19 protein-coding genes are annotated in these 24,421 nt (G+C 70.0%); 4 read left to right on the plus strand and 15 right to left on the minus strand.

Translation table 11 applies throughout. The features are described 5' to 3' along the window. Positions 1–64 precede the first annotated feature (64 nt). From ABCR94_RS37165 to ABCR94_RS37175, 3 genes are all read right to left on the minus strand, one after another. Positions 65–1,366: a M50 family metallopeptidase gene (locus tag ABCR94_RS37165; protein WP_347125751.1), complete on the minus strand. Its 1,302-nt coding sequence runs from the start codon at positions 1,364–1,366 to the stop codon at positions 65–67. Continuing rightward, entirely contained in the window at positions 1,363–2,616 is a 1,254-nt protein-coding gene (gene dxr, locus ABCR94_RS37170) for a 1-deoxy-D-xylulose-5-phosphate reductoisomerase (protein WP_347125752.1), read from the minus strand. Before dxr ends, ABCR94_RS37165 begins: the two co-directional genes overlap by 4 nt. A gap of 62 nt (positions 2,617–2,678) precedes the next feature. Then, positions 2,679–3,422 carry a hypothetical protein gene (locus tag ABCR94_RS37175; protein WP_347125754.1) on the minus strand — a complete coding sequence of 248 codons (744 nt, stop codon included), beginning with the start codon at positions 3,420–3,422 and terminating at the stop codon, positions 2,679–2,681. 185 nt (positions 3,423–3,607) lie between these two features. Here ABCR94_RS37175 and ABCR94_RS37180 point away from each other — a divergent pair, with 185 nt between their 5' ends. Further along, entirely contained in the window at positions 3,608–3,892 is a 285-nt protein-coding gene (locus ABCR94_RS37180; protein ID WP_347125756.1) for a putative quinol monooxygenase, read from the plus strand. A 43-nt stretch (positions 3,893–3,935) separates the two neighbouring features. Here the strand turns inward: ABCR94_RS37180 and ABCR94_RS37185 are convergent, their stop codons facing one another. From ABCR94_RS37185 to ABCR94_RS37200, 4 genes are all read right to left on the minus strand, one after another. Next, a complete protein-coding gene (locus ABCR94_RS37185) occupies positions 3,936–5,882 on the minus strand; it encodes an acyl-CoA dehydrogenase family protein (RefSeq protein WP_347125757.1) in 1,947 nt (648 codons plus the stop codon). A gap of 166 nt (positions 5,883–6,048) precedes the next feature. Next, positions 6,049–7,494, minus strand: coding sequence for an aldehyde dehydrogenase family protein (locus ABCR94_RS37190; RefSeq protein ID WP_347125759.1), 1,446 nt, complete (start codon positions 7,492–7,494; stop codon positions 6,049–6,051). Between the two features lie 284 nt (positions 7,495–7,778). Next, positions 7,779–9,395, minus strand: a complete 1,617-nt coding sequence (locus ABCR94_RS37195; protein ID WP_347125760.1) for a PucR family transcriptional regulator — start codon at positions 9,393–9,395, stop codon at positions 7,779–7,781. Between the two features lie 142 nt (positions 9,396–9,537). Further along, positions 9,538–11,649, minus strand: a complete 2,112-nt coding sequence (locus tag ABCR94_RS37200) for a type IV secretory system conjugative DNA transfer family protein (protein WP_347125761.1) — start codon at positions 11,647–11,649, stop codon at positions 9,538–9,540. 401 nt (positions 11,650–12,050) lie between these two features. Here ABCR94_RS37200 and gabT point away from each other — a divergent pair, with 401 nt between their 5' ends. Next, positions 12,051–13,382, plus strand: a complete 1,332-nt coding sequence (gabT, locus tag ABCR94_RS37205) for a 4-aminobutyrate--2-oxoglutarate transaminase (RefSeq protein WP_347125762.1) — start codon at positions 12,051–12,053, stop codon at positions 13,380–13,382. Positions 13,383–13,765: 383 nt separating this feature from the next. Next, positions 13,766–14,323: a phosphatase PAP2 family protein gene (locus ABCR94_RS37210; RefSeq protein ID WP_521978683.1), complete on the plus strand. Its 558-nt coding sequence runs from the start codon at positions 13,766–13,768 to the stop codon at positions 14,321–14,323. Here the strand turns inward: ABCR94_RS37210 and ABCR94_RS37215 are convergent. The 8 genes from ABCR94_RS37215 to ABCR94_RS37250 form a co-directional block, all read right to left on the minus strand. Further along, the gene (locus tag ABCR94_RS37215; protein WP_347125766.1) at positions 14,250–14,708 is read right to left on the minus strand and encodes a hypothetical protein; all 459 of its coding nucleotides are present in this window, start codon (positions 14,706–14,708) and stop codon (positions 14,250–14,252) included. The two genes, ABCR94_RS37210 and ABCR94_RS37215, sit on opposite strands and share 74 nt — an antisense overlap. A gap of 169 nt (positions 14,709–14,877) precedes the next feature. Further along, complete coding sequence (locus ABCR94_RS37220; protein WP_347125767.1) at positions 14,878–16,311, minus strand: NAD(P)/FAD-dependent oxidoreductase; 1,434 nt, start codon at positions 16,309–16,311, stop codon at positions 14,878–14,880. A gap of 22 nt (positions 16,312–16,333) precedes the next feature. Then, positions 16,334–17,074: an ABC transporter permease gene (locus tag ABCR94_RS37225; protein ID WP_347125794.1), complete on the minus strand. Its 741-nt coding sequence runs from the start codon at positions 17,072–17,074 to the stop codon at positions 16,334–16,336. Positions 17,075–17,130: 56 nt separating this feature from the next. Then, on the minus strand, positions 17,131–18,060 hold the full coding sequence (locus ABCR94_RS37230; protein ID WP_347125768.1) for an ABC transporter permease: 930 nt from the start codon (positions 18,058–18,060) through the stop codon (positions 17,131–17,133). Beyond that, complete coding sequence (locus ABCR94_RS37235; protein ID WP_347125770.1) at positions 18,057–19,211, minus strand: ABC transporter ATP-binding protein; 1,155 nt, start codon at positions 19,209–19,211, stop codon at positions 18,057–18,059. The genes ABCR94_RS37230 and ABCR94_RS37235 overlap by 4 nt, the downstream gene beginning before the upstream one ends. Positions 19,212–19,254: 43 nt before the next feature. Further along, positions 19,255–20,502, minus strand: a complete 1,248-nt coding sequence (locus ABCR94_RS37240) for an ABC transporter substrate-binding protein (protein ID WP_347125772.1) — start codon at positions 20,500–20,502, stop codon at positions 19,255–19,257. Positions 20,503–20,571: 69 nt separating this feature from the next. Then, the gene (locus tag ABCR94_RS37245) at positions 20,572–22,086 is read right to left on the minus strand and encodes a gamma-aminobutyraldehyde dehydrogenase (RefSeq protein ID WP_347125773.1); all 1,515 of its coding nucleotides are present in this window, start codon (positions 22,084–22,086) and stop codon (positions 20,572–20,574) included. A 308-nt stretch (positions 22,087–22,394) separates the two neighbouring features. Next, the gene (locus ABCR94_RS37250) at positions 22,395–23,144 is read right to left on the minus strand and encodes a DUF4190 domain-containing protein (RefSeq protein ID WP_347125775.1); all 750 of its coding nucleotides are present in this window, start codon (positions 23,142–23,144) and stop codon (positions 22,395–22,397) included. 139 nt (positions 23,145–23,283) lie between these two features. Here ABCR94_RS37250 and ABCR94_RS37255 point away from each other — a divergent pair, with 139 nt between their 5' ends. After that, complete coding sequence (locus ABCR94_RS37255; protein WP_347125777.1) at positions 23,284–24,315, plus strand: adenosine deaminase; 1,032 nt, start codon at positions 23,284–23,286, stop codon at positions 24,313–24,315. The last annotated feature ends 106 nt before the right edge of the window (positions 24,316–24,421 follow it).

A 24,421-nucleotide genomic window follows, 5' to 3' on the forward strand; every position in this document is an offset into this window, starting at 1 on the left:
ACGTCACCTCGAAAGGCCGGAGCACACCACGTCGACAAATCCACCCGATGGTGGTCGGCGGTTCTCAGGAGATACGTACGGGATTCACCACGTCGGCCACCAGGACGAGCGCGGTGAAGCAGATGAAGATCCCGGCGACGACATAGGCGACCGGCATCAGCTTGGCGACGTCGAAGGGGCCCGGATCGGGGCGCCGGAAGACCTTCGCCAGGTTGCGCCGCAGCGACTCCCACATGGCTCCCGCGATGTGGCCGCCGTCGAGCGGCAGCAGCGGCAGCATGTTGAAGAGGAACAGCGACAGGTTGAAGCCGGCGATGAGGAACAGCATCATCCCCACGGTGTTCTCCACGGGCAGTCCGAGCCCGAGGATCTCGCCGCCGACGCGGGCCGCGCCGACCACGCCCATCGGGGAGTCGGCCTTGCGCTCCTCGCCGTTGAACGCCGCGTTCCACAGGTCAGGGACCTTGGAGGGGAGCGTCATGATCGAGTCCACACCGGACTCGATCATGACGCCCATCCGGTCCACCGAATCGACGAAGGACAGCGGCACGACGGCCGTGCCCGGGCCGAAGCCGAGGTAGCCGGCGTTGACGTACTCGTCGGCGATCGGCTGGCCCTGGGCGTCCTTCTTGGCGACCTTGTTGGCGATCAGGTTCGCCTGCAGCACCTGCTGCGCACCGCCGCGCTCGACGGTGATCGTGGCGGGACCGACGGTGTCGCGGATACGGTCCGACAGCGTGGCCCAGTCCTCGATGGCCTTGCCGTTGAAGGCGACGATCTTGTCGCCCTTCTGCAGGCCGGCCGCCTTGGCGGGCGATGCGGGGTCGCTCTTGTTGCAGCCGCGGTTCTCGCTCTGCGAGACGACGCAGGGCACGACCTCGTTGACCGTGGTCGTCTGCTGGTTGAGGCCGATCGACATCATCACGCCGACGAAGATCGCCACCGCGAGGATGAGGTTCATGAAGGGACCGGCGAACATCACGATCACGCGCTTCCACGGCTTGCGCGTGTAGAAGAGGCGGGTCTCGTCGCCGGGCTGCAGTTCCTCGTACGCCGCCGAACGGGCGTCCTCGATCATGCCGCGCCAGGGCGACGTGGACCGTGCCTCGATGCGGCCGTCGGCGCCGGGCGGGAACATCCCGATCATGCGGATGTAGCCGCCGAGCGGGATCGCCTTGATGCCGTACTCCGTGTCGCCCTTCGTCCGCGACCAGATGGTCGGGCCGAAGCCGACCATGTACTGCGGGACCCGGACGCCGAAGAGCTTGGCGGTCGAGAGGTGCCCCAGCTCGTGCCAGCCGATGGAGAAGAGCAGCCCTGCAAAGAAGATGACTATCCCGAGGACCGTCAACAGGATCGTCGTCATGCGCGAGCCTCCGCTGTTGCCTGTACCGCAAGTTCACGTGCCCGGGCTCGTGCCCAGGTCTCCGCTTCCAGGACGTCCGCGACCGTGAGCGAGGTTCCCGTTGCGGGGGTGCCATGCTCTGCCACGACTTCGGCGACCGTATCCACGATTCCGTTGAACGGCAGCCTGCCGGCGAGAAACGCGTCGACGCACTCCTCGTTCGCGGCATTGAACACCGCGGGGGCCGTACCCCCGAGCGTACCGACATGGCGGGCGAGTCCCACGGCCGGGAACGCGTCCTGGTCCAGCGGGTAGAACTCCCAGGTCGACGCCTTCGACCAGTCGAAGGCCGGCGCGGCGTCCGCGACCCGCTCGGGCCAGCCGATGCCGATCGCGATCGGACCGCGCATGTCGGGCGGGGTGGCCTGGGCGAGTGTGGAGCCGTCGGTGAACTCGACCATGGAGTGCACATAGGACTGCGGGTGGACGACGACCTCGATGCGGTCGAAGGGGATGTCGTACAGCAGATGGGCCTCGATGACCTCCAGCCCCTTGTTGACCAGCGTCGCGGAGTTGATGGTGATGACCGGGCCCATGGCCCAGGTGGGGTGCGCGAGGGCCGCCTCGGGGGTGACGGCGGCCAGCTCGGCCTTCGTACGACCGCGGAAGGGGCCGCCGGACGCCGTGACGACGAGCCTGCGCACATCGGCGCGGGTGCCGCCCGCCAGGGCCTGGAAGAGCGCGGCGTGCTCGGAGTCGACCGGGATGATCTGGCCGGGCTTGGCGAGCGCCTTCACCAGGGGGCCGCCGACGATCAGCGACTCCTTGTTCGCGAGGGCCAGGGTGCGGCCTGCTTCGAGGGCGGCGAGGGTCGGCGCGAGGCCGATGGAGCCGGTGATGCCGTTGAGGACGGTGTGGCAGACGGACGCGGCGAGCTCGCTCGCGGCTTGGGGCCCCGCGAGGATCTCGGGCACCCGCTCCCCCGCGCCGTACTGCGCGCTCAGCGCCTCGCGCAGTGCGGGCACCGCGTCCTCGCGGGCGACCGCCACGGTACGTACCCGCAGCTGCCGCGCCTGCTCGGCGAGCAGCCCGACCCGGCCGCCCGCCGCGGAGAGCGCGGTGACGCGGAAGCGGTCGGGATTGCGCAGGACCAGGTCGATGGCCTGGGTGCCGATGGACCCGGTGGAGCCGAGGACAACGAGGTCCCGGCGGCCTTCGGACGCGTCGAAGGCGATGTGCGGATCGGCGAGGGGGGCTGGGCTGTCGCTCATGCCCCCCATTGTTGCCGCAATGTCTCACCCGGTGGACATCGCGTCCCAGTGGGTTCTCCGGATCATCGGCCGCCGGCTGCCGTCTCGAACTTTTCCCACTGGGCGTCCAGGATCTCTCGCGGCACTTCCCCGATGTCCTTGTCGGCAGCGATCTCACCACGGAAGGAGAGGGTGGCCGAGCCGGCACGTACGACGGTCAGGTACTCGTGGAGCTTCGCCTTGCCCAACACATCGAGGATCGTGAAGCGGTACGCCCTGGCCTCGTCCCCGAAGGCGGGCGCCTGCACCGGCTCGACCTTGAGGTACTCGCCCTCGGCGACGGCCCGCTCCTCGGTGAACCCGTCCGCGCACTCCTTGCCCGCCTTGCCGACGGCCTTCATGACACGGGCGGCGTCCCCACCGGCGTACGACCGGAGCTGGACGGCGACCGTGGGGCCGAGCATCTTGTCCGGGATCTCGGCCTCACGGCTGACTTCGGCCTTCAGCCGATACGCGGTGACGTCCGCGGCGAGGCTGACCAGCGGCTGGCAGACGGCGGGGTCGGCGGTGTAGTCGTCGCCGTGCGGCGCGCCGAGAGTGTACTCGGATGCGGTGTACTCGCCGACGGTCTCACCGTCGACGAAGGCGGCGGCCTTGAGCTGCGCTTCGGTGAGCGCCGCGGGCACGGCCGTGCTCCTGCCGGATGCGGCGGAGCCCTTGCCGTCCTGCTCACCGCCGTCGCCGCTGCCGCCGCCGCACGCGCCCACGAGCCCGGCCACCACGACGGCCATGACCTGCCGCCGCCGCTGTTTCCCCTCCCCGAACATCTGTGACCCCTGGTTCTGTCGCCGCGTGTGTGAAGGCTCGATTCTGCTGCACGGACGTGGCTGCCGTCACTGATCGCGGCTCGCACATGCGTGGCACACGACCCGTTCCGAGCGATGATTTCCGGGAGGCCGGCAGGTCTGCACATCTACAGCACGTCCACGGCATGTCTCCAAGGAGGACGATCATGATCATTGTGTCCGGAAAGCTGTACGTCGACCCCGCCACCCGCGGCGCGTACCTGAACGGATTTATGAGCGTGGTCGAGCAGGCGAGAGCCGCGCCCGGCTGTCTGGACTTCGTACTCTCGGCGGATCCGATCGAGGCGGATCGCATCAATGTGTACGAGCGGTGGGAATCCGACGCGGAGCTCGCCGATTTCCGCGGCGCCGACCCGGAACCCGAGCAGACGGCGGCGATCCGTGACACTGACGTGAAGCGGTACCGCATCTCGGCCGTCGAGGACGCGTAGGCGTGTCCGGGCCGCGGCTGTGAAGCCGCGGCCCGGCCGCGCGTCAGCGGATCGGACGGTGGACGTTGTCGTGCTGGGACGGGCCCGGGGCGGCCTCGGCGATCCAGGGGCCTTCGCCGCTCGGGTCGACGATGCCCTGCTCCAGCCAGGTGTACGTACCGGACAGGACGCCCTTGACGACCTTGCCGTCGAGGTCGTCGGTGTTGGACCACAGGCGGGTGAACAGTTCTTCCACCCGGATGCGGGACTGGCGGCAGAAGACATCGGCCAACTGGTACGCCTCGCGGCCGTAGTCCTCCGTCGTACGCAGCAGCTCGGCGCGTACGCACGCAGCGCTCATCGCGAACAGCTCGGCGCCAATGTCGACGATCCGGCCGAGGAAGCCCTGCTTCGTCTCCATCCGGCCCTGCCAGCGCGACATCCCGTAGAAGGTGGAGCGGGCGAGCTTGCGGGCGGTGCGTTCCGCGTAACGCAGGTGCACCGAGAGGTCCGGATGGCCGTCCGGGTGGAATTCGGCGTACGCGCGCGGGAGCTGGCCGGGGCCGGTCACCAGCTTCGGAAGCCACTTGGCGTAGAAACCGGCCGCGTTCGCGCCCGCCTTCGCCTTCGCCGAGAACGGCTTGTCGGGGTCGATGATGTCGCCCGCCACCTTCAGGTGGGCGTCGACCGCCTCACGGGCGATCAGCAGGTGCATGATCTCCGTCGAGCCCTCGAAGATGCGGTTGATACGCAGATCGCGCAGGATCTGCTCGGCGGGGACCGCCCGCTCGCCACGCGCCGCCAGCGACTCGGCCGTCTCGAACCCCCGCCCGCCACGGATCTGAACGAGCTCGTCGGCCATCAGCCAGGCCATTTCGCTGCCGTACAGCTTGGCCAGGGCCGCCTCGATGCGGATGTCGTTGCGGTCCTCGTCGGCCATCTGCGAGGACAGGTCGAGGACGGCTTCGAGCGCGAACGTCGTAGCCGCGATGAACGAGATCTTCGAACCCACCGCCTCGTGCAGCGCCACCGGCTTGCCCCACTGCTCGCGCACCGAGGACCACTCGCGGGCGATCTTCAGGCACCACTTTCCCGCGCCCACGCACATCGCGGGCAGCGAGAGCCGGCCCGTGTTGAGCGTGGTGAGGGCGATCTTGAGGCCCGCGCCCTCCGCGCCGATGCGGTTCGCGGCCGGGACCCGTACCTGGTGAAAGCGGGTGACGCCGTTCTCCAGGCCGCGCAGCCCCATGAAGGCGTTGCGCTTCTCGACCGTCACGCCGGGGGCGTCCGCCTCCACCACGAAGGCGGTAATGCCCCCCTTGTGGCCCTCGGACTTCGGCACGCGCGCCATGACGACCAGCAGATCGGCGACGACTCCATTGGTCGTCCACAGCTTTACGCCGTCCATGACATACGAGTCGCCGTCCGGCACGGCCGTAGTCGCGAGACGGGCCGGGTCCGAACCCACGTCGGGCTCGGTGAGCAGGAACGCGGAGATGTCGGTACGGGCCAGGCGCGGCAGGAACGCGGCCTTCTGCTCCTGGGTGCCGAAGAGCTTGAGCGGCTGCGGTACGCCGATCGACTGATGGGCGGAGAGCAGCGCACCCAGGGCGGGGTTGGCCGAGCCGACGAGGGCCAGGGCCTTGTTGTAGTACACCTGGGTGAGGCCCAGGCCGCCGTACTCCCTGTCGATCTTCATGCCGAGGGCGCCGAGCTCCTTGAGGCCGTTGATGACCTCGTCGGGGATCTTCGCCTCGCGCTCGATCTGCGCGCTGTCGATCTTCGTCTCGCAGAAGTCGCGCAGGGTGGCGAGGAATTCCTCGCCGCGCCTGGCGTCTTCCGGCGGAGGCATCGGGTGGGGGTGGATGAGGTCGAGGCGGAGGCGGCCGAGGAACAGTTCCTTGGCGAAACTTGGCTTTCGCCAGTCCTGTTCGCGTGCGGCCTCGGCCACCCGGCGCGCCTCGCGCTCGGAAACCTTGGGCTGCTGGGGCTTGTCGAGTGGTGCGGACATGAGGAGCTCACCTCGCCGCGGCGTCGGAGAATGGGCCCGGCCGACTGCGTACTACCGGCCGGTTCTACTCGTCCGTACTACCCGATATCTGATGTTCCCACCAGACCTACGACGGCCGGAGCCCCCGCACAGAGGGCTCCGACCGCCGGTTCAGGGGTGTGCGTACTCAGAGATCGAGGCCGGTGAAGACCATGACCCGCTCGTACGTGTAGTCGTCCATCGCGTAGCGCACGCCTTCGCGGCCGACGCCGGACTGCTTGACGCCGCCGTACGGCATCTGGTCCGCGCGGTACGAGGGAACGTCGCCGATGATCACGCCGCCGACCTCCAGTGCGCGGTGGGCGCGGAAGGCGGTCTGCAGGTCGTGCGTGAAGACGCCGGCCTGAAGCCCGTACTTGGAGTCGTTGACGGCAGCGAAAGCCTCGGCCTCCCCGTCGACCCTCCGCACCGTCAGGACCGGCCCGAAGGCCTCTTCCTCGGCGAGCATGACGCCGCCCGGTACGTCGGCGAGCACGGTCGGCGCATACGACGCGCCGTCGCGCTTACCGCCCGCGAGAAGAGTCGCGCCGGCCTCGACGGCCTCGTCGACCCAGGTCTCGACGCGCTTCGCCGCGTCCTCGCTGACCAGCGGACCGACATCGGTGGCGGCATCGGAGGGATCACCGGCGACCTGCTTCCCCACCGCCGCGACGATCTTCGGCAGAAGCCGCTCGTACACCGACGCGTCAGCAATAACGCGTTGCACCGAGATGCAGGACTGGCCGCCCTGGTAGTTGGAGAAGGTGGCGATACGGGTCGCCGCCCAGTCCAGGTCCTTCTCGGAGGCCCAGTCGCCCAGCACAACGGCCGCGCCGTTGCCACCGAGTTCCAGGGTGCAGTGCTTGCGCGGCACCGAGTCCATGATCGCGTAGCCGACCTTGTCGGACCCGGTGAAGGAAATCACCGGCAGCCGCTCGTCCTGCACCAGAGCAGGCATCCGCTCATTGGCGACGGGCAGCACGGACCATGAACCGACCGGCAGGTCGGTCTCGGCCAGCAGCTCACCCAGAATCAGCCCGGACAGCGGCGTCGCGGGAGCCGGCTTCAGAATGATCGGAGCACCAACAGCGATCGCCGGAGCGACCTTGTGGGCACACAGATTCAGCGGGAAGTTGAACGGCGCGATGCCCAGGACGGTGCCACGGGGGAAGCGGCGCGTCAGGGCGAGCCGGCCGACGCCGCCCGCGTCGGTGTCGAGGCGCTGGGCCTCGCCGCCGTTGAATCGGCGCGCTTCCTCGGCGGCGAACCGGAACACGGAGACGGCGCGGCCGACCTCACCGCGGGCCCACTTGATGGGCTTGCCGTTCTCGGCGGAGATCAGCTGGGCGATCTCCTCGGTGCGCTCGACAAGGCGCCTGCTGACGTGGTCGAGGGCGGCGGCCCGGACGTGCGCCGGAGTCGCCGCGAACTCACTCTCAACGGCGTACGCGGCGGCAAGCGCCTCTTCGACCTGGGCGTCGGTGGGAACGCTCACGGTACCGACGACGCGGCCGTCCCAGGGGGACGTCACCTCGAAGGTGTCCTCGCCGGTGGCCTGGCGGCCGGCGAGCCAGAAGGCGTGGGTGGAAGTCATGGTGGTTCCGGCCCTTCGATGGGGTGGGTGCTGCGTCCCACCGTAGGGGCGCGGACGCGGCGGGTCGTTTGTCCGACGTGGAGTACGGGCCCGGCGGGAGACGCCGGTTTGTCGGGTGTGGGGCGGCGGGAGGGGTCGGGGCCGCAGGGAGTGGTGTTCGGGACGTAAAGCGTGATGTGTGGGCCTCTTCCCCGGGCCACCACTCAACGCCCCCGCAGTGCGCCTAAATCGTGCAGTCCCGAACGCCGCTCCCGGGCCCCGGCCCACCACACCCCACCCCACCCTCACGACCCCGCAGAAGTCGCCTTGAGCGCCAGCCAGAGCTCCATCCGCACATCCGCGTCGTCCAGCGAACGCCCCAGAATCTCCTCCACCCGCCGCATCCGGTACCGCAGCGTGTGCCGGTGCACGCCCAGGTCCGCCGCAGCCGCGTCCCACTGCCCGTGCCGGGACAGCCACGCCCGCAGCGAGGCCACCAGGTCTCCGCGCCCCGTCGCGTCATGCTCGTGCAGCGCCCGCAGCATGCTGTCCGCGAAGGACCGCACCGCGTCGTCCGCGAGCAGTTGCATGACGGACCCCGCCGCCAGCTCCTCGTGCTCCACCAGCGAACGTCCACGCCTCTTCGCGACCGACAGCGCCTGCTCCGCCTGCCTGTACGCGGATACCGCCGCGATCGGCCCGGCGGGCGCCGAGAGCCCCACCACCAGCTCATCGCCGTCGGCCGGTTCGAGCGGCCGGGCCGACGTACCGTGCCGCGCCTCCGTGTGGGCCGTGCACGCGGCCACCGCCTCGCCGCCGTCCGCCGCGAGCACCACGAGCCGCTCCCCGTCGGGCACCACGAGCACCGCTTCCCCCGCCCGCGACGCAGCCGACTCCATCGCGTCGGCAAGGCCCTGCAGCGGGTCGGCCCCCGAAGGCTCCCCCTCCGTCTCCGAGACCGCCGGCTCCGCGATCAGAAGCCGGAACGGCGCGTCGAGCAGCCCGCCGTAAAGATCCCCCGCGACGGCCCGCGCATGGTCGGGCTCACCCGCGAGCAGCATCCGCAGCACCGCCGCCCCGAGCCGCTGCTCCGCCGCCTGCAGGGACCGCGACCGCTCCGTGGTCAGCGTCAGGAGGGCGATCGCCGAGTGGACGGCGTACCGCTCCGCGATCCCCAGCGGAGCCCCCGTCCCGACCGCCAGAACGCCCCGCACCCGCCGCCCCGCGCCCAGCGACTGGAGCTCGACCCGGTCGTCCGCGTCGGGGTCCGAGTCCGCCCCGCCGCCGCCCACCACGGAGCTCGCGGGCGCGGGGCGTTCCTGGAGGCGTTGGATGTCGGCGGTGAGCCGGGCGGCGCGGCGCGCGGCCCACTCGGGCGCCGCAACGACGACCGCGCCGGAAACGTCGTACAGCGCGGCCCATCCTTTGACGTGCGCGGCGAGCCTGGCCAGCAGCTCCGCGGGCCCGTCCCCGGCGAGCGCCGCCTTCGTCAGATCGCGCTGCGCCTCGTACCCGGCGGTCACGGCCCGGTACTGGTCGGCGGCGATGGCCGCGGAGACGGCCTTGCTGATGGCGATGAAGGGGGTGCGCCGCGGCACACCGAGCAGCGGCAGATCCTCGTCCTTCGCCGCCTGAACGAGCGCGTCCGGAATGTCCTCGTAGTTGACGCCGATGGCGAAGCCGAGCCCGACGACGCCCGCGCCGGCCAGCCGCCGTACGTACCGGCGCATCGCTTCCGGGTCCTCGGCGTCGAGTTTCATCGCCGTGATCAGGAGAAGCTCGCCGCCCTCCATGTAGGGAACGGGGTCGGCGAGCTCACTCGCGTGGGCCCAGCGCACGGGCGTCTCCAGCCGGTCCTCCCCGGCGCGCACGGTGAGCTTGAGCGCCGGGTGGTGAACGAGAGAGGCGAGCGTGGGCGGCATGGACCGGGGACCTTCGGCAGAGGGAGCGGGGCGATTCCGCCGCCCCGTATGAACGGCTACTACCAATTCTGCCAGGACGTCCGGGTCCTCGGCGCCGGGTCCCCGGCGCCGAGCCGCCGGCGCCGAGCCGCCGGCGCCGCAGTCAGCTCCGCAGATCCACGAGCAGCGGCGGAGCGTGTTCCCCGCGCACTGTGGTGAGCGAGAGCACCGCGTGCCCGGCGGGCACCGAGTGCGCGAGGTCGGACGCGGACCAGCGTTCCCGCTCGACCCTGCGCACGGTCACCGCGTCCGTGGTCACGGCCTTGCCGGTGACGATCCGCCGGAATACGTGGAAGGCGCGGGTGAGCGGCTGGTCGGCGAAGACCGTGCGGCTCGTGACATCACGCGTCTCGACCCACTCGGTGCCCCACGACTCGGCGAACCGTTTGCCGTCCCAGGTGGTCACTCCGGAGAAGGCCATGCGGCAGCCGATGGCGCCGAGCAGCGCGGAGTGCAGCTTCTCCGGTACGTCGTCGAGGGTGCGCAGGGTGAGCACGGCGCCGGCGTTCACGGACCGCAGCCGCTGGATGCCGCGCACCGTCTCGGTGGTGACGGCGCGGGTGGCGTCGTCGAGGACGAGGCAGGCGAAGAGGGACCGGTCGGAGCGGTGCGCGGCGCTCGCCGTGAACTGGGTGAGGACGATGCGGGCGAGCATCCGGGAGGCCTCGGCGTGGCCGCGCTCTGGCAGGTCGATGCGGACGCGCAGCGGGTGTTCCAGGGAGCGCAGCGAGAAGGGCCGGGCCCTGCCGCTGGTGTCGAAGAAGGACGCGAAGGCGGGCCGGTCGAGGAGGGCGACGCGGTCCGCGAGGGCGAGGCCGGGGTCGCCGGGGGTGCCCGACTGCCGGGCGCGGGCGTCGAGTTCGCGCTGGAGGGCGTAGTGCGCGCCGCCGTCGAGTGCCTCGCGCAGGGCGGCGAGCGCGGTCGGGACGCCGTCGAGGAGTTCGCGCAGTTCGGGTACGGAGGGGAAGCGCCCGTGGGCCGCGCGGTACGGGCCGAGGAGCTGGGCAAGGACGGTGGCGGCGCGTCGGCTGTCGACGTCGGGCAGGTCGCCGACGAAGCCCTCGGCGAGTACGGCGGCGGCCTCGTCGGGGTCGGTGGTCCCGCCGTACAGGTCGAGGTCGTAGACGGACGTGGCATCGCCGAGCTTGACGACGACGTCGTACGCCTCGTCGGGTCCGAGCTGCGCGCCGACCGCTCCGACGGCGATGACGGCGGCCTGCCCGGCGAGTGCCTGGAGGGCCAGCGATTCGACGACGGGCCGTACGAGGTGGCTGGTCTTGCCGGAGCCCGGCGGGCCGACGGCGACCAGTGAGGTGCCGAGCAGGGACGGGTCGAGGGCGAGCCCGGTGCCGCGCCGGGAGTACGGATTGCGTTCGCCGGGGTGGACGGTGCCGAGCCTGACCTGGCGGGCGCGCAGGTCGTGCGCGGCGGCGCGCACGGGCAGGTCGCGCGCCCCCGAAGGGTGGACGCACGCGGCGGCGCCCTTGCGCAGCACGGTGTCGGTGAAGGACGTCAGCCGGGACGGGTCGGCCTGGACGGACTGCCAGGCGCGGCGGATGCGGGTGTAGTCCACGTCGTTCATCCGCCCGGAGCGGACCTCCCCCGCGAGCCGTCCGGCGGCCTCGGCCTGTCCCGCGCCGACCAGCTCGGGCCACTCGGCGGGGTCGGCGGCGGACCCGGCCTCGGTGCGGGGGTCGGACGGGGGCCCCGCGGCGGGGGCCTTGGGCAGCAGATAGCGGCGGACGACCTCGGCCCAGCGGCCGAGGCGCCCGAAGGCGACGGCGAGGAGCAGGGCGAACAGCCCGTAATAGAAGTACGACACCCAGACATAGGCCATGTTGCCGCCGTCCTCGCGCCAGGACCCGGGGGTGAACCAGAAGAGGGGCCAGAGCCAGAAGGAGATGTAGCCGTTCCAGCAGAGCGACCAGATCAGCAGGGCGGTGAGGAGGGAGATCAGCGCGCCGCTGACGAGCTGGCGCCCGGGGACGACCTCGGGTTCCTCGGCCGGCCGCGGCACATGCCCGTAGGACCAGACCCCCGGCTCACCGGTGGGCCGCGGGGTGCGCAGCCACTCGCCGAGTGACGGCCCGTTGTCCGGCGCGTGCGCGGGGGCGGGCGGGACAGCGGGCGGCGTGGAGGGCGGCGGACCGGCCGGGCGCGGCACGGGGGCCGAGTCCCGGGTGGCGCGTGCGTCGGGTGTGCCCTCGGTGTCCATGTGCTGCCCCTCGTCCCCTGACCAGCTCACTACATGTCGGTCCGTGTCACCCCGCGCGGGGTGTGACTTCGCCGCGCGCAGAGCCTCACTTCGCCCCGCGCGAAGCTTCGATTCGCCGCGCGCAGAGCCTCAATCTAGGCGATGTGTGGCCGTTCTCCGTGGTGTCCGGGGTCCGGCACGCGCGTCCGCCGCACCGGAAGCCAAGCGGAGATCGCCCGGATGTCCACCGAACGCCGACCGGAGATGTCGACCGGATGTCGACACGGCGGTCGCTATGTCCGTATGTCCGTCACGGACAACGACGCGCTTCCACTTCTCCCTAACGGAACATGCCCCGGCCGCTCCCCCGCCCCTAGCCTGCAAAAGTAAAGAAGCGTCCGGAATACCCCCAGGAGCCCCGCATGAGCGCAATCCCGCAGGAGCGCCGCCTCGTCACCGCCATCCCCGGCCCCAAGTCCCAGGAGCTGCAGGCCCGCCGTCTCGGCGCGGTCGCCGGCGGCGTGGGCTCCGTGCTGCCCGTGTTCGCCGCGCGCGCGAACGGCGGGATCATCGAGGACGTCGACGGCAACCGTCTGATCGACTTCGGTTCCGGCATCGCCGTGACGTCGGTCGGCTCGTCCGCCGAGGCCGTCGTGCGCCGTGCGTCCGCGCAGCTCGCCGAGTTCACCCACACCTGTTTCATGGTGACGCCGTACGAGGGCTATGTGGAGGTCTGTGAGAGGCTCGCCGAGCTGACCCCGGGCGACCACGCCAAGAAATCGGCGCTGTTCAACTCCGGCGCGGAGGCCGTCGAGAACGCCGTCAAGATCGCCCGTGCGTACACCAAGCGCCAGGCCGTCGTGGTGTTCGACCACGGGTACCACGGCCGCACCAACCTGACGATGGCGCTGACCGCCAAGAACATGCCGTACAAGAACGGCTTCGGCCCGTTCGCCCCGGAGATCTACCGCGTCCCGGTCGCGTACGGCTATCGCTGGCCGACGGGCGCGGAGAACGCCGGCGCCGAGGCGTCCGCCCAGGCCATCGACATGATCGTCAAGCAGATCGGTGCGGAGAACGTCGCCGCGATCATCATCGAGCCGGTGCTCGGCGAGGGCGGCTTCATCGAGCCGGCGAAGGGCTTCCTGCCGGCGATCTCGAAGTTCGCTACCGACAACGGCATCGTGTTCGTCGCGGACGAGATCCAGTCCGGCTTCTGCCGCACCGGCCAGTGGTTCGCGTGCGAGGACGAGAACGTCGTCCCCGACCTGATCACCACCGCCAAGGGCATCGCGGGCGGCCTGCCGCTCGCCGCCGTCACCGGCCGCGCCAAGATGATGGACGCGCCGCACAGCGGTGGCCTGGGCGGCACGTACGGCGGAAACCCGGTGGCCTGCGCCGCCGCGCTGGGCGCCATCGAGACGATGAAGGAGCTCGACCTCAACGCGAAGGCCAAGCGCATCGAGGAGGTCATGAAGGCCCGCCTCACGGCGATCCAGGAGAAGTACGACATCGTCGGTGACATCCGTGGCCGCGGCGCCATGATCGCGATCGAGCTGGTGAAGTCCGGTACGAAGGACCCCAACCCGGAGGCCACCGGCGCGCTCGCCAAGGCGTGTCACGCGGAGGGCCTGCTGGTCCTCACCTGCGGCACCTACGGCAATGTGCTGCGCTTCCTGCCGCCGCTGGTGATCGGCGAGGACCTGCTGAACGAGGGCATGGACATCATCGAGGCGGCCTTCGCCCGAGTGTGAGCTGTGAAGAAGCTGTGGGGGGCCAATGGCGGGATGGAGTTGCGCCTGTCGGTCCCCCATTCGCTGGCGTACGGTTTCTGCAGATGAGAGAAACACTCCGCTCGCAGGGGACTGCGGGCGGGTCCAGGTCGGAGCTTCCCCAGCCCCGCCCTGGCCGTGCCTTCGCGCACGCCACTGGAGCCTCTGGCTCCGGAACTCCTCACCGATCGGATCGCCGTCCGCCCCACACCCCCCGGGGCGTACGGCAGCCCGGTCCTGGCGGCTGCCTCGGAACTCCCCCCCCTGTTCCGGGGCAGCCGACTTTCCTCTTCCCGGCGCCCCGCGCCTTCCTCACCCTCTGCGGGCTCCTCGGTCTGCTCTTCGCGCTGATCACCTGGCAGGTAGTGGCCGAGGGCCCCCTGCTGCGCGCGGACGAGCGTCTGGGCCGGGCCTTCGAGGGGCGCGGCGCGGTCGCCCTCACCGAATTCCTCGCCGATCTCGGCAACCTGTCCGTCGCGCTGCCGGTCTTGGCCGCGGCGGTCGCGTACGCCCTGTGGCACGGTGGATACGCCCCCGCGCTCGGCGCCGTCCTCGCCATGGCGGCCGTGCCGGCCCTGGTGGTCCCGCTCAAGTCCTGGATCGCCCGCCCCGGCCCGCTCACCGCGGAGACCGGGTACTACCCGTCGGGCCACGCCGCCACGTCGATGGTGGCCTACTGCGGCGCGGCCCTGCTGCTCTGTGCGTACGTACGGGCGCGCCTTGTGCTGCCGGCCGCCCTCGTCCTCACGGCGGCGACCGGCGCGGGCCTGGTGCTGCGCGGCTACCACTGGCCGCTGGACGTACTCGGCAGCTGGTGCCTGTGCGCCCTGCTGCTCCTGCTCCTGCTGCTCAGCCATCGCCCTGCCGGGCGAGACTCGCCACCGCCTCGTGCATCGCGAGTTCGAGCAGCGCCGGATCGGTGAGGGTGCCCGAGCCGTCCGGCACGACCAGCCAGCGGACGCCGCCGGACGCCCGGCCCGGATAGGGCACGACGATCCAGGTGCCGTGCCCCGCCCCCCGTACGCCCGTGCCGATCCAGCGCGCGGCCGTGCCCGGCGGTACGAAGAAGCCCATGCGGGAGTCGCCGAAATCGGCGAGGACGGGGCCCGGCCGGTCGACGAGACGCGCGAGGATGTCGAGCGTGGGATAGCCCAGTTCCCCCGGCAGGATCAGGACGTCCCAGCGCCTGCCGGCGGGAAGGAGAGCGACCCCCAGGGGGTTGCGCTCCCATTCCCACCGGCAGGCGTCGGGATCCGGTGCCACCGATGCGAGCCACTCCACCGCGGTCTTTGCCCCCGAGCCAGTCATTGCTCGGCCTCCATTCATGCCTGTGCACGGGTAGTACGTTCACAGGAGAGAGGAGGGCGGGGCAGGATCATTACGCGGGTTCGGGCACCTCGTGGTGGTGACCCCGGTCACACGGGAACAGGTGATCGTGCGCCCCCGGCGTACCCGGCGCGACCGGCCACCCCGGGGCTCAGCTGTCGAAGCCGAGGCCGATCCGGTCCATCGTCTTCAGCCACAGGTTGCGGTGCCCACCGTTGTTGTCGGAGCGGGCCAGCGACCACTTGGTGAGGCCGATCCCCGCCCAGGCCAGCGGCTCGGGCGGAAAGGGCATCGGCTTGCTGCGCACCATGTCCAGCTCGGTGCGCTCGGTGCGCCCACCCGCCAGCAGGTCGAGCATCACGTCCGCGCCGAAGCGGGTCGCGCCCACCCCGAGACCGGTGTATCCGGCGGCGTACGCGACCTTGCCCGCGTGGGCCGTGCCGAAGAAGGCCGAGAAGCGCGAGCAGGTGTCGATCGCGCCGCCCCACGCGTGGCTGAAGCGCACGCCCTCCAGCTGCGGGAAGCAGCGGAAGAAGTGGCCGGCGAGCTTGAGGTAGGTCTCCGGGCGGTGGTCCAGCTCGGCGCTGAGTTTGCCGCCGTAGGGATAGATGGCGTCGTAACCGCCCCACAGGATGCGGTTGTCGGCGCTGAGCCGGAAGTAGTGGAACTGGTTGGCGCTGTCGCCGAGTCCCTGCCTGCCCTGCCAGCCGATGGAGGCGAGCTGTTCGTCGGTGAGCGGCTCGGTCATCAGCGCGTAGTCGTAGACCGGGACGGTGTACGGACGGACGCGCTTGACCAGCGACGGGAAGATGTTGGTGCCCAGTGCGACGTGGCGGGCGAAGACTCGGCCGTACGGGGTGCGTACGGCCGTGCCCGCGCCGGCGGAGGACAGCTCAAGGCCGCGGGTGCGCTCGTAGATCCGCACGCCGAGCCCGAGGCAGGCCTGCTTGAGGCCCCAGGCGAGAGCGGCCGGGTTGAGCAACGCGACGCCGCGCCGGTCCCACAGACCGCCGAGGAAGGTCGGCGAGTCGACCTGGGCGCGTACGGCGTCCCGGTCGAGGAGTTCGAGCCCCTCGAAGCCGAGGCGCCGGGCCTCCTCGTACGCCTCGTGCAGCTCTTCGACCTGGTGCGGTTCGGTCGCGACGTCGATCTCGCCGGTGCGCTCGAAGTCGCAGTCGATGCCGTACGTCTTGACCGCCGCCTCGATGGCGTCGAGGTTGCGCTCGCCGAGCTCCTCCAGCTTCGCCAGCTCCTGCGGCCAGCGGGCGAGCCCGTTGCCGAAGCCGTGGGTGAGGGAGGCGGCGCAGAAGCCGCCGTTGCGGCCCGAGGCGGCCCAGCCCACCTCGTGGCCCTCGATGAGTACAACGTCTCGCGAGGGGTCGCGCTCCTTGGCGATGAGCGCGGTCCACAGTCCGCTGTAGCCGCCGCCGATGACGAGGAGGTCGCAGTGTTCGTCGCCGGTGAGGGCCGGTTGTGGCGCGGGCTTCTTCGGATCGTCCAGCCAAAAGGATCCGGGCTGGGCGTCGGCGAGAGACTGTGCGTCGGAAAGGGATTGTGCGGCAGTACGCATGGCAACGGGAGCCATGGTTTCCAACTCCTTCAGGGACTTACTGGGGTGATGCGCTCTTCTTTCGCCGGCCGGCCGTGATCTGGCCGCCGAGAACCATCAGTACCGCGATGACGAACATAGCCGTACCAATGACATTGATTTGTACGGGCGTGCCGCGCTGGGCTGATCCCCAGACGAACATGGGGAATGTCACGGTCGAGCCCGCATTGAAATTGGTGATGATGAAATCGTCGAAGGACAGCGCGAAGGCGAGCAGCGCTCCGGCGGCGATTCCGGGTGCGGCGATCGGCAGGGTGACCCGTAGGAAGGTCTGCACCGGACCGGCATAGAGATCACGCGCGGCCTCTTCGAGACGGGGGTCCATGGACATCACGCGCGCCTTGACCGCCGTCACCACGAAGCTCAGGCAGAACATGATGTGCGCGATGAGGACGGTCCAGAAGCCCAGCTGGGCGCCCATGTTGAGGAAGAGCGTCAGCAGCGAGGCGGCCATCACGACCTCGGGCATGGCCATCGGCAGGAAGATCAGCGAGTTGATGGAGCCGCGCGCCCGGAAGCGGTAGCGGACCAGCGCGAAGGCGATCATCGTGCCGAGTACGGTCGCGCCGACCGTCGCCCAGACGGCAATCTGGAGGCTGAGGGAGAGGGAGCCGCACAGGTCGGCGACGCCGCACGGGTCCTTCCAGGCGTCCAGGGAGAATTTCTGCCACGCGTAATTGAAGCGCCCGTTCGGATTGTTGAACGAGAACACCATCACGACAACATTGGGCAGCAGCATGTAGGCGAGCGTCAACAGGCCCGCGATGACAATGAGGTTGCGTCGGATCCACTTCACTAGACCAGATCCTCCGTACCGGATTTACGGATGTACACGGTGACCATGACCAGCACGATCGCCATGAGAATGAAGGACAGTGCGGCTGCCGTCGGATAGTCGAGGACCCGCAGGAATTGCGACTGAATGACGCTGCCGACCATTTTGGTGTCGGTCGAACCGAGCAGTTCCGCGTTGACGTAGTCGCCGCTCGCCGGAATGAAGGTCAGCAGCGTGCCCGAGACGACGCCGGGCATCGACAGCGGGAAGGTCACCTTGCGGAAGGTGGTGGCCGGGGTGGCGTACAGGTCGCCCGCCGCCTCGTGCAGCCGGCCGTCGATGCGCTCCAGCGAGGTGTAGAGCGGCAGGATCATGAAGGGCAGGAAGTTGTACGTCAGACCGCAGACCACGGCCATCGGTGTGGCCAGCACCCGGCTGCCCTCGGTCCAGCCCAGCCAGCTCGTGACGTCCAGGACGTGCAGGGTGTTGAGCACGTCCACCACCGGGCCGCCGTCCGCGAGGATCGTCTTCCAGGCGAGCGTGCGGATGAGGAAGCTGGTGAAGAACGGCGCGATGACCAGGACCAGGACCAGGTTGCGCCAGCGGCCCGCCTTGAAGGCGATCATGTACGCGAGCGGGTAGCCGAGCAGCAGGCACAGCAGGGTGGCGGTGCCGGCGTACAGCAGCGACCGTACGAACTGCGGGTAGTAGTCCGTCAGCGCATCCCAGTACGTCTGGAAGTGCCAGGTGACCTCGAAGCCCTTCTCCAGGGACCCGGTCTGCACGGACGTCGAGGCCTGATAGACCATCGGCAGCGCGAAGAAGACCAGCAGCCACAGGATGCCGGGCAGCAGCAGCCAGTACGGGACGAGTCGTTTACGGGTGGGGATCTTCCGCAGGGGTAGGTCCTGCGGCGCGGGCGCCTCGGGGGGCGCGTCGGTGAGGGTCACGCGCCCTCCCCCACCGTCTCCACGCCGGCGTCGATGTCCTGATCCGCGTCGAGCCCGAAGGTGTGGGCCGGGTTCCAGTGCATGACCACTTCGGCGCCGGGGGCGAGGCGGGCGTCGCGCTCGATGTTCTGCGCGTACACCTCGAACTCGGCGCAGGCCGGGCTGTCGACGACGTACTGGGTGGAGACGCCGATGAAGCTGGAGGCGACGATCCGGCCGGTGATCCGGTTGCGCCCCTCGGGAACGGCCGCCGCGTCGTCGGCGTGCGTGAGGGACACCTTCTCCGGGCGTACGCCGACAAGCAGCTTTCCGCCGCTGCGGGTCCCCGCCGAACATCGCTCGTCGGGCAGCCGCAGCTTGGAGCCGCCGCAGGTGACCACGACGGTGTCGCCCGCGGTCTCGACGACCTCGGCCTCGATGAGGTTGGACGTGCCGAGGAAGTTGGCGACGAACGTCGTCCGGGGGTTCTCGTAGAGGTCGGCGGGGGCACCGAGCTGCTCGACGCGGCCGCCGTTCATCACCGCGACCTGGTCGGCCATGGTCATGGCCTCCTCCTGGTCGTGGGTGACATGGACGAAGGTGATGCCGACCTCGGTCTGGATGCGCTTGAGCTCCAGCTGCATCTGGCGGCGCAGCTTGAGGTCGAGGGCGCCCAGCGGCTCGTCGAGGAGCAGGACCTGCGGGTGGTTGATGAGCGCACGGGCGACGGCGACGCGCTGCTGCTGGCCGCCGGAGAGCTGATGCGGCTTGCGCTTCGCGAAGGGGCCGAGCTCGACGAGGCCGAGCATGTCGTCGACCTGCTTCTTCACGGACTTGATGCCGCGCCGGCGCAGCCCGAAGGCGATGTTCTCGGTGACGTCGAGGTGTGGGAAGAGCGCGTAGCTCTGGAAGACGGTGTTGACCGGGCGCTTGTGCGGCTGGAGGTCGGTGACGTCCTTGTCGCCGAGGAACACGGTGCCGGTCGTCGGTTCCTCAAGGCCCGCGATCATCCGCAGGGTGGTCGTCTTGCCGCAGCCCGAGGCGCCGAGCAGGGCGAAAAAGGAGCCCTGCGGGACGGTCAGGTCGAGCGGGTGCACGGCCGTGAAGGAGCCGTAGGTCTTGCTGATCCCGGTGAGGCGGACGTCGCCGCCTTCTGCTGTCTTCTGCGTCATGGGGTGTGGTCCCAGGGTCGTGAGAGGGGCGGGAGGGCGGCGGTCAGGCACCGATGAGCTTGGCGAACTTCTCTTCGTACGCCGTCTCTTCCTCGCTGCTGAGCGAGCGGAAGGCGTGCGACTTCGCGGCCATCGCCTTGTCGGGGAGGATCAGCGTGTTGGAGGCCATCGACTCGTCGATCTTCGCCAGCTCCTCGCGCACACCGTCGACCGGGCACACGTAGTTGATGTACGCGGCGAGCTGGGCGGCGACGGGCGGCTCGTAGTAGTAGTCGATGAGCTTCTCGGCGTTGGCCTTGTGCCGTGCCTTGGCCGGGACCAGCAGGTTGTCGCTGGAGGTGATGTACCCGGCCTCGGGGATCACGTACTTGATGTCCGGGTTGCCGGCCTGCAGCTGGATGATGTCGCCGGCCCAGGCGAGGCAGGCGGCGAGGTCGCCCTTGTCGAGGTCGGAGGTGTAGTCGTTGCCGGTGAAGCGGCGAATCTGCTTCTTGTCGACGGCCTTCTGCATACGGGCGATCGCCGCGTCGTAGTCGTCGTCGGTGAACTTCCCCGGGTCCTTGCCCAGGTCCAGGAGGGCCATCCCGACGGAGTCGCGCATCTCGGAGAGGAAACCGACCCGGCCCTTGAGCGCCGGGTCGTCGAGCAGCTGCCCGACGGATTCGATCTTGCGCCCCTTCGTCGCCTTGGAGTTGTAGGCGACGACCGTCGAGATGCCGGTCCAGGGGTACGAGTACGAGCGGCCCGGGTCCCAGTCCGGCGAGCGGAACTGGGCGGAGAGGTTGGCGTAGGCGTGCGGCAGGTGCGCCGGGTCGAGCTTCTGCGCCCAGCCGAGCCGGATGAAGCGGGCGGCCAGCCAGTCGGTGACGCAGATGAGGTCGCGCCCGGTGTCCTGACCGGCCGCGAGCTGCGGTTTGATCTTGCCGAAGAACTCGACGTTGTCGTTGATGTCCTCGGTGTACTTGACCTTGATGCCGGTGCGCTTCGTGAAGGCCTCCAGCGTGGGACGGCTCTTGCCGTCCTCGCTGACGTCCATGTACTCGGTCCAGTTGGAGAAGGTGATCCGCTTCTCCTTGGCCGAGTCGTCGTCGGAGGCCGCCGCTTCGCCCTCCCGCTTGGCGGGCGGGATGCCACAGGCGCCCAGCGCGCCCATGCCGCCGACCGCGAGCGCGCCGGCACTGGAGGCGCGCAGCAGGGACCGGCGGGTGAGGGCGCCCCGGCCGTTGGTCGTGCTGCGTCGCACGGCGGCCACTTGGGCCGGGGAGAGGAGGTTGGGCTCGTACTGCTCCATGCGCGAGTGCCCTTTCGGGTTGTTCGGCCGCTGGTCAGGCGCCGTACGGCGATAGCCGCATTTCAGTATCTATCGGTCCCCGAAGACGGTGCGGTGCCAGTCCTTCTCGGCCACCGCGGTGTTGTCGAACATCACATGCTTGACCTGCGTGTACTCCTCGAACGAGTACGCCGACATGTCCTTGCCGAAGCCGCTGGCCTTGTAGCCGCCGTGCGGCATCTCGCTGAGGATCGGAATGTGGTCGTTGACCCATACGCAGCCCGCCTTGATCTCGCGGGTGGCGCGGTTCGCGCGGAACAGGTCGCGTGTCCAGGCGGAGGCCGCGAGGCCGTACGGGGTGTCGTTGGCCAACGCGATGCCCTCGTCGTCGGTGTCGAAGGGCAGCACCACCAGGACCGGGCCGAAGATCTCCTGCTGGACGATCTCGCTGTCCTGGGCGGCGTCGGCGATCAGCGTCGGCCGGTAGTACGCGCCCTCGGCGAGATCGCCGCCGGGCGCTTCGCCGCCGGTGACCACGCGTGCGTACGCGCGTGCCCGCTCGACCATGCCCGCGACCCGGTCGCGCTGGGTGTGGCTGATCAGCGGGCCGAGGTCGGTCGACGGGTCGAAGGGGTCACCGAGCCTGACGGTCTCCATCAGCGCGGCGACACCGCTGACGAAGGCGTCGTAGAGGGGGCGCTGGACGTACGCGCGGGTGGCGGCCGTGCAGTCCTGACCGGTGTTGATGAGCGAGCCCGCGACCGCGCCGTGGACGGCCGCTTCGAGGTCGGCGTCGTCGAAGACCACGAAGGGGGCCTTGCCGCCGAGTTCGAGGTGGAGGCGCTTGACGGTGGAGGTGGCGATCTCCGCGACGCGCTTGCCGACCGGGGTGGAACCGGTGAAGGAGGTCATCACCACGTCGGGGTGGCCGACGAGGTGCTCGCCCGCGTCCTTGCCCGCGCCGGAGACGATGTTGATGACACCGTCGGGAATGCCCGCCTCCTTCGCGGCCTGCGCGAACATCAGCGAGGTGAGCGGGGTGATCTCGGCGGGCTTGAGGACGATCGTGTTGCCCGCGGCGATGGCGGGCAGGACCTTCCAGGCGGCCATCTGGAGCGGATAGTTCCACGGTGCGATGGAGCCGACGACACCGATCGGCTCCCGGCGTACGTACGAGGTGTGGTCGGCGGAGTACTCGCCGGCCGACTTGCCCTCCAGGTGACGGGCGGCGCCCGCGAAGAAGGCCGTGTTGTCGACGCTGCCCGGCACGTCGAACTCCGTGGACAGCTTGATCGGCTTGCCGCACTGGAGTGATTCGACGTACGCGAAGTCCTCGGCCTGGTCGGCCAGCACCAGCGCGAACCGGTGCATCGCCTCGGACCGGCCGGCCGGCGTGGCCGCCGCCCAGCCGGGGAACGCGGCGAGCGCGGCGGCCACCGCGGCGTCTACGTCGGCTGTCCCCGCCAGCTCGTACTGATAGATCTCTTCGCCGGTCGCGGGGTTCACGACAGCGTGTGTACGGCCCGAGGTGCCGGCCCGCAGCTGCCCGCCGATGTACTGCGCGCCTGCCGCGAAACGGTCCTGCACCTGGAAGCGGTTACCCATGACGCTCTCCTCCGCCGCCCTCCCCGCTCAGCGGGTGTCGGCGTAGCTCCAGCTCGATTTGAGTGCCGATCCTGACAGAGCAGTCCACCGTCAACAAGTGATTCCGTTGTTGCCTTTTGGTTACGCGACGGAATCGGTCGACCATGTGTCGCGTCGCCGGGCAAATACCGTACGGAGTGTCCGTGGCGAATGAGGGACCGGCGTGTCATGGACAGAGCGTACAAACGACTCCAGCCCGCCACCGGGAGGAAACACCAGGTGACGGGCTGGATCAGAACGAACCGGCCTCGCGGCGGCCGTGAAACGGACTAGCGCCTCGCGCCCACGACCTGTGAGGGGTCGTAGGGGGCGGAGGAGGAGTAGCCGTCGTAGTCGTAGTCGTTGTCGTTGTTCTTGCTGTCCTCGACCGCCATGGTGATGCCCCAGACGATGAAGGCCACCACGACCGCGCCGATGGCGATTCCGATGCCTCCCAGGATGATCCCGGCGAGCGCCATGCCGCTGTTGGTCGCCTCACCGCGCTCGACCCGCTTGCGGCCGAGGATGCCGAAGATCAGGGCGAGGACACCGAGGATGATGCTCACCACGCCGTACAGGCAGAAGAGGCAGATGGCGAGGATGCCGAGCACCATCGCGGCGATGCCCATACCGTTCTGCGGCTGTGCCTGCATGCCGGTCCAGCCGCTCTGCGGCGTCGACGGGTAGCCGGGGTAGCCGTAGGACGGCGCGGCCGGCTGGCCGTAGGGCGGCGGCGTGCCCGGTCCTGCGGCCGGGTACGACGGGTATCCGTACTGCGCGTTCGGGCCGGTCGGGGCGGCGGGCGGCGGGGGCACGGCCCCCGGGTCGTACGGGCCGCCCGGCGCGGCGGTCGGGCCGGTGTCGCCGCCCGATATGGGCATCGACGTGACCGTCTGCTGGTCGTGGACCGGCGGCGGACCGTACGCCGGAGGCGCCGTGGGCTGCGGCTTGTCCAGCGGCACCTTGTGCTCCGGCGGCGCCCAGGGGTCTCTTGACTGCTCGGGCGGCGGGCCCGAGGGCTGTTGTGCGTTGTCTGACATCTGCGTCCCCCATCGTGGTCCCGTCATGCTAAGGCCTGCGTTCCGGGCGCTACCGCCCCGCCTACGATGATCCCCGACCCCGTCCCGCCGCGCCGGGGCCCAGCGCACCCGCACCCGCACCCGCACCCCGGAGGATCCGATGACCGACCTGCACCCCTTCATCGCGGGGCTGCCCAAGGCCGAACTGCACGTGCACCACGTCGGATCCGCCTCCCCCCGCATTGTCGCCGAACTGGCCGCCCACCACCCCGACTCGAAGGTCCCCACCGACCCCGAGGCGCTCGCGGACTACTTCACCTTCACCGACTTCGCGCACTTCATCGATGTCTACCTCTCCGTCGTGGACCTGATCCGCACCCCGGAGGACGTCCGGCTGCTGACGTTCGAGATCGCCCGTGACATGGCCCGGCAGAACATCCGCTACGCCGAGCTGACCCTCACGCCCTTCAGCTCGACCCGCCGCGGCATCAACGAGGTCGCCTTCATGGAGGCGATCGAGGACGCCCGCAAGGCGGCGGAGGCCGAGCTGGGCACCGTCCTGCGCTGGTGCTTCGACATCCCCGGGGAGGCCGGCCTCGAAGCGGCGGCGGAGACCGCCAGGCTGGCCGTGGACCTGCGCCCCGAGGGCCTGGTGTCGTTCGGCCTCGGCGGTCCGGAGATCGGCGTACCGCGTCCGCAGTTCAAGCCGTACTTCGACCGGGCGATCGCGTCCGGTCTGCATTCCGTCCCGCACGCCGGCGAGACGACAGGGCCCGAGACGGTCTGGGACGCGCTGACCGAGCTGCGCGCCGAGCGCATCGGGCACGGCACCAGCTCGGTCCGGGACCCCCGGCTGCTGGCCCATCTCGCCGAGCACCGCATCGCGTTGGAGGTCTGCCCCACCTCCAACATCGCGACGCGCGCCGTCGCCACGATGGACGAGCACCCGCTGCGGCAGATGGTCGAGGCCGGGGTGCTGGTCACCATCAACAGCGACGACCCGCCGATGTTCGGCACCGATCTGAACAGCGAGTACGGGACGGCGGCGCACCTGCTCGACCTCGACGAGCGCGGTGTCGCGGACCTCGCGAAGAACGCCGTACAGGCCTCCTTCCTCGACAAGGCGGGCAAGGCGCGGATCGCGGACGAGATCGACACCTACACGGCGGGCTGGCTCGCCCGCCGTTCCTGACAACAAACGATCAATGCCGAATGGTCAACAGTGGGATCGATGAACGGCAATTGATCACAGGCCATTGATCCCCGATGACGACAACGACCCCATGCGCACTGTCACT

Origin of the sequence: Streptomyces changchenzhani, assembly GCF_039766235.1 — a bacterium.
GTDB lineage: Bacteria > Actinomycetota > Actinomycetes > Streptomycetales > Streptomycetaceae > Streptomyces.

Bases quoted from the DNA above. Each gene is read 5' to 3' on its own strand.
- ABCR94_RS37255 (WP_347125777.1), top strand. From the start codon at position 23,284: ATGACCGACCTGCACCCCTTCATCGCGGGGCTGCCCAAGGCCGAACTG.
- dxr (WP_347125752.1), bottom strand. From the start codon at position 2,616: ATGAGCGACAGCCCAGCCCCCCTCGCCGATCCGCACATCGCCTTCGAC.
- ABCR94_RS37235 (WP_347125770.1), bottom strand. From the start codon at position 19,211: ATGACGCAGAAGACAGCAGAAGGCGGCGACGTCCGCCTCACCGGGATC.
- gabT (WP_347125762.1), top strand. From the start codon at position 12,051: ATGAGCGCAATCCCGCAGGAGCGCCGCCTCGTCACCGCCATCCCCGGC.
- ABCR94_RS37220 (WP_347125767.1), bottom strand. From the start codon at position 16,311: ATGGCTCCCGTTGCCATGCGTACTGCCGCACAATCCCTTTCCGACGCA.
- ABCR94_RS37225 (WP_347125794.1), bottom strand. From the start codon at position 17,074: ATGCTGCTGCCCAATGTTGTCGTGATGGTGTTCTCGTTCAACAATCCG.
- ABCR94_RS37215 (WP_347125766.1), bottom strand. From the start codon at position 14,708: ATGACTGGCTCGGGGGCAAAGACCGCGGTGGAGTGGCTCGCATCGGTG.
- ABCR94_RS37250 (WP_347125775.1), bottom strand. From the start codon at position 23,144: ATGTCAGACAACGCACAACAGCCCTCGGGCCCGCCGCCCGAGCAGTCA.
- ABCR94_RS37175 (WP_347125754.1), bottom strand. From the start codon at position 3,422: ATGTTCGGGGAGGGGAAACAGCGGCGGCGGCAGGTCATGGCCGTCGTG.
- ABCR94_RS37245 (WP_347125773.1), bottom strand. From the start codon at position 22,086: ATGGGTAACCGCTTCCAGGTGCAGGACCGTTTCGCGGCAGGCGCGCAG.
- ABCR94_RS37185 (WP_347125757.1), bottom strand. From the start codon at position 5,882: ATGTCCGCACCACTCGACAAGCCCCAGCAGCCCAAGGTTTCCGAGCGC.
- ABCR94_RS37190 (WP_347125759.1), bottom strand. From the start codon at position 7,494: ATGACTTCCACCCACGCCTTCTGGCTCGCCGGCCGCCAGGCCACCGGC.
- ABCR94_RS37200 (WP_347125761.1), bottom strand. From the start codon at position 11,649: ATGGACACCGAGGGCACACCCGACGCACGCGCCACCCGGGACTCGGCC.
- ABCR94_RS37165 (WP_347125751.1), bottom strand. From the start codon at position 1,366: ATGACGACGATCCTGTTGACGGTCCTCGGGATAGTCATCTTCTTTGCA.
- ABCR94_RS37240 (WP_347125772.1), bottom strand. From the start codon at position 20,502: ATGGAGCAGTACGAGCCCAACCTCCTCTCCCCGGCCCAAGTGGCCGCC.
- ABCR94_RS37180 (WP_347125756.1), top strand. From the start codon at position 3,608: ATGATCATTGTGTCCGGAAAGCTGTACGTCGACCCCGCCACCCGCGGC.
- ABCR94_RS37195 (WP_347125760.1), bottom strand. From the start codon at position 9,395: ATGCCGCCCACGCTCGCCTCTCTCGTTCACCACCCGGCGCTCAAGCTC.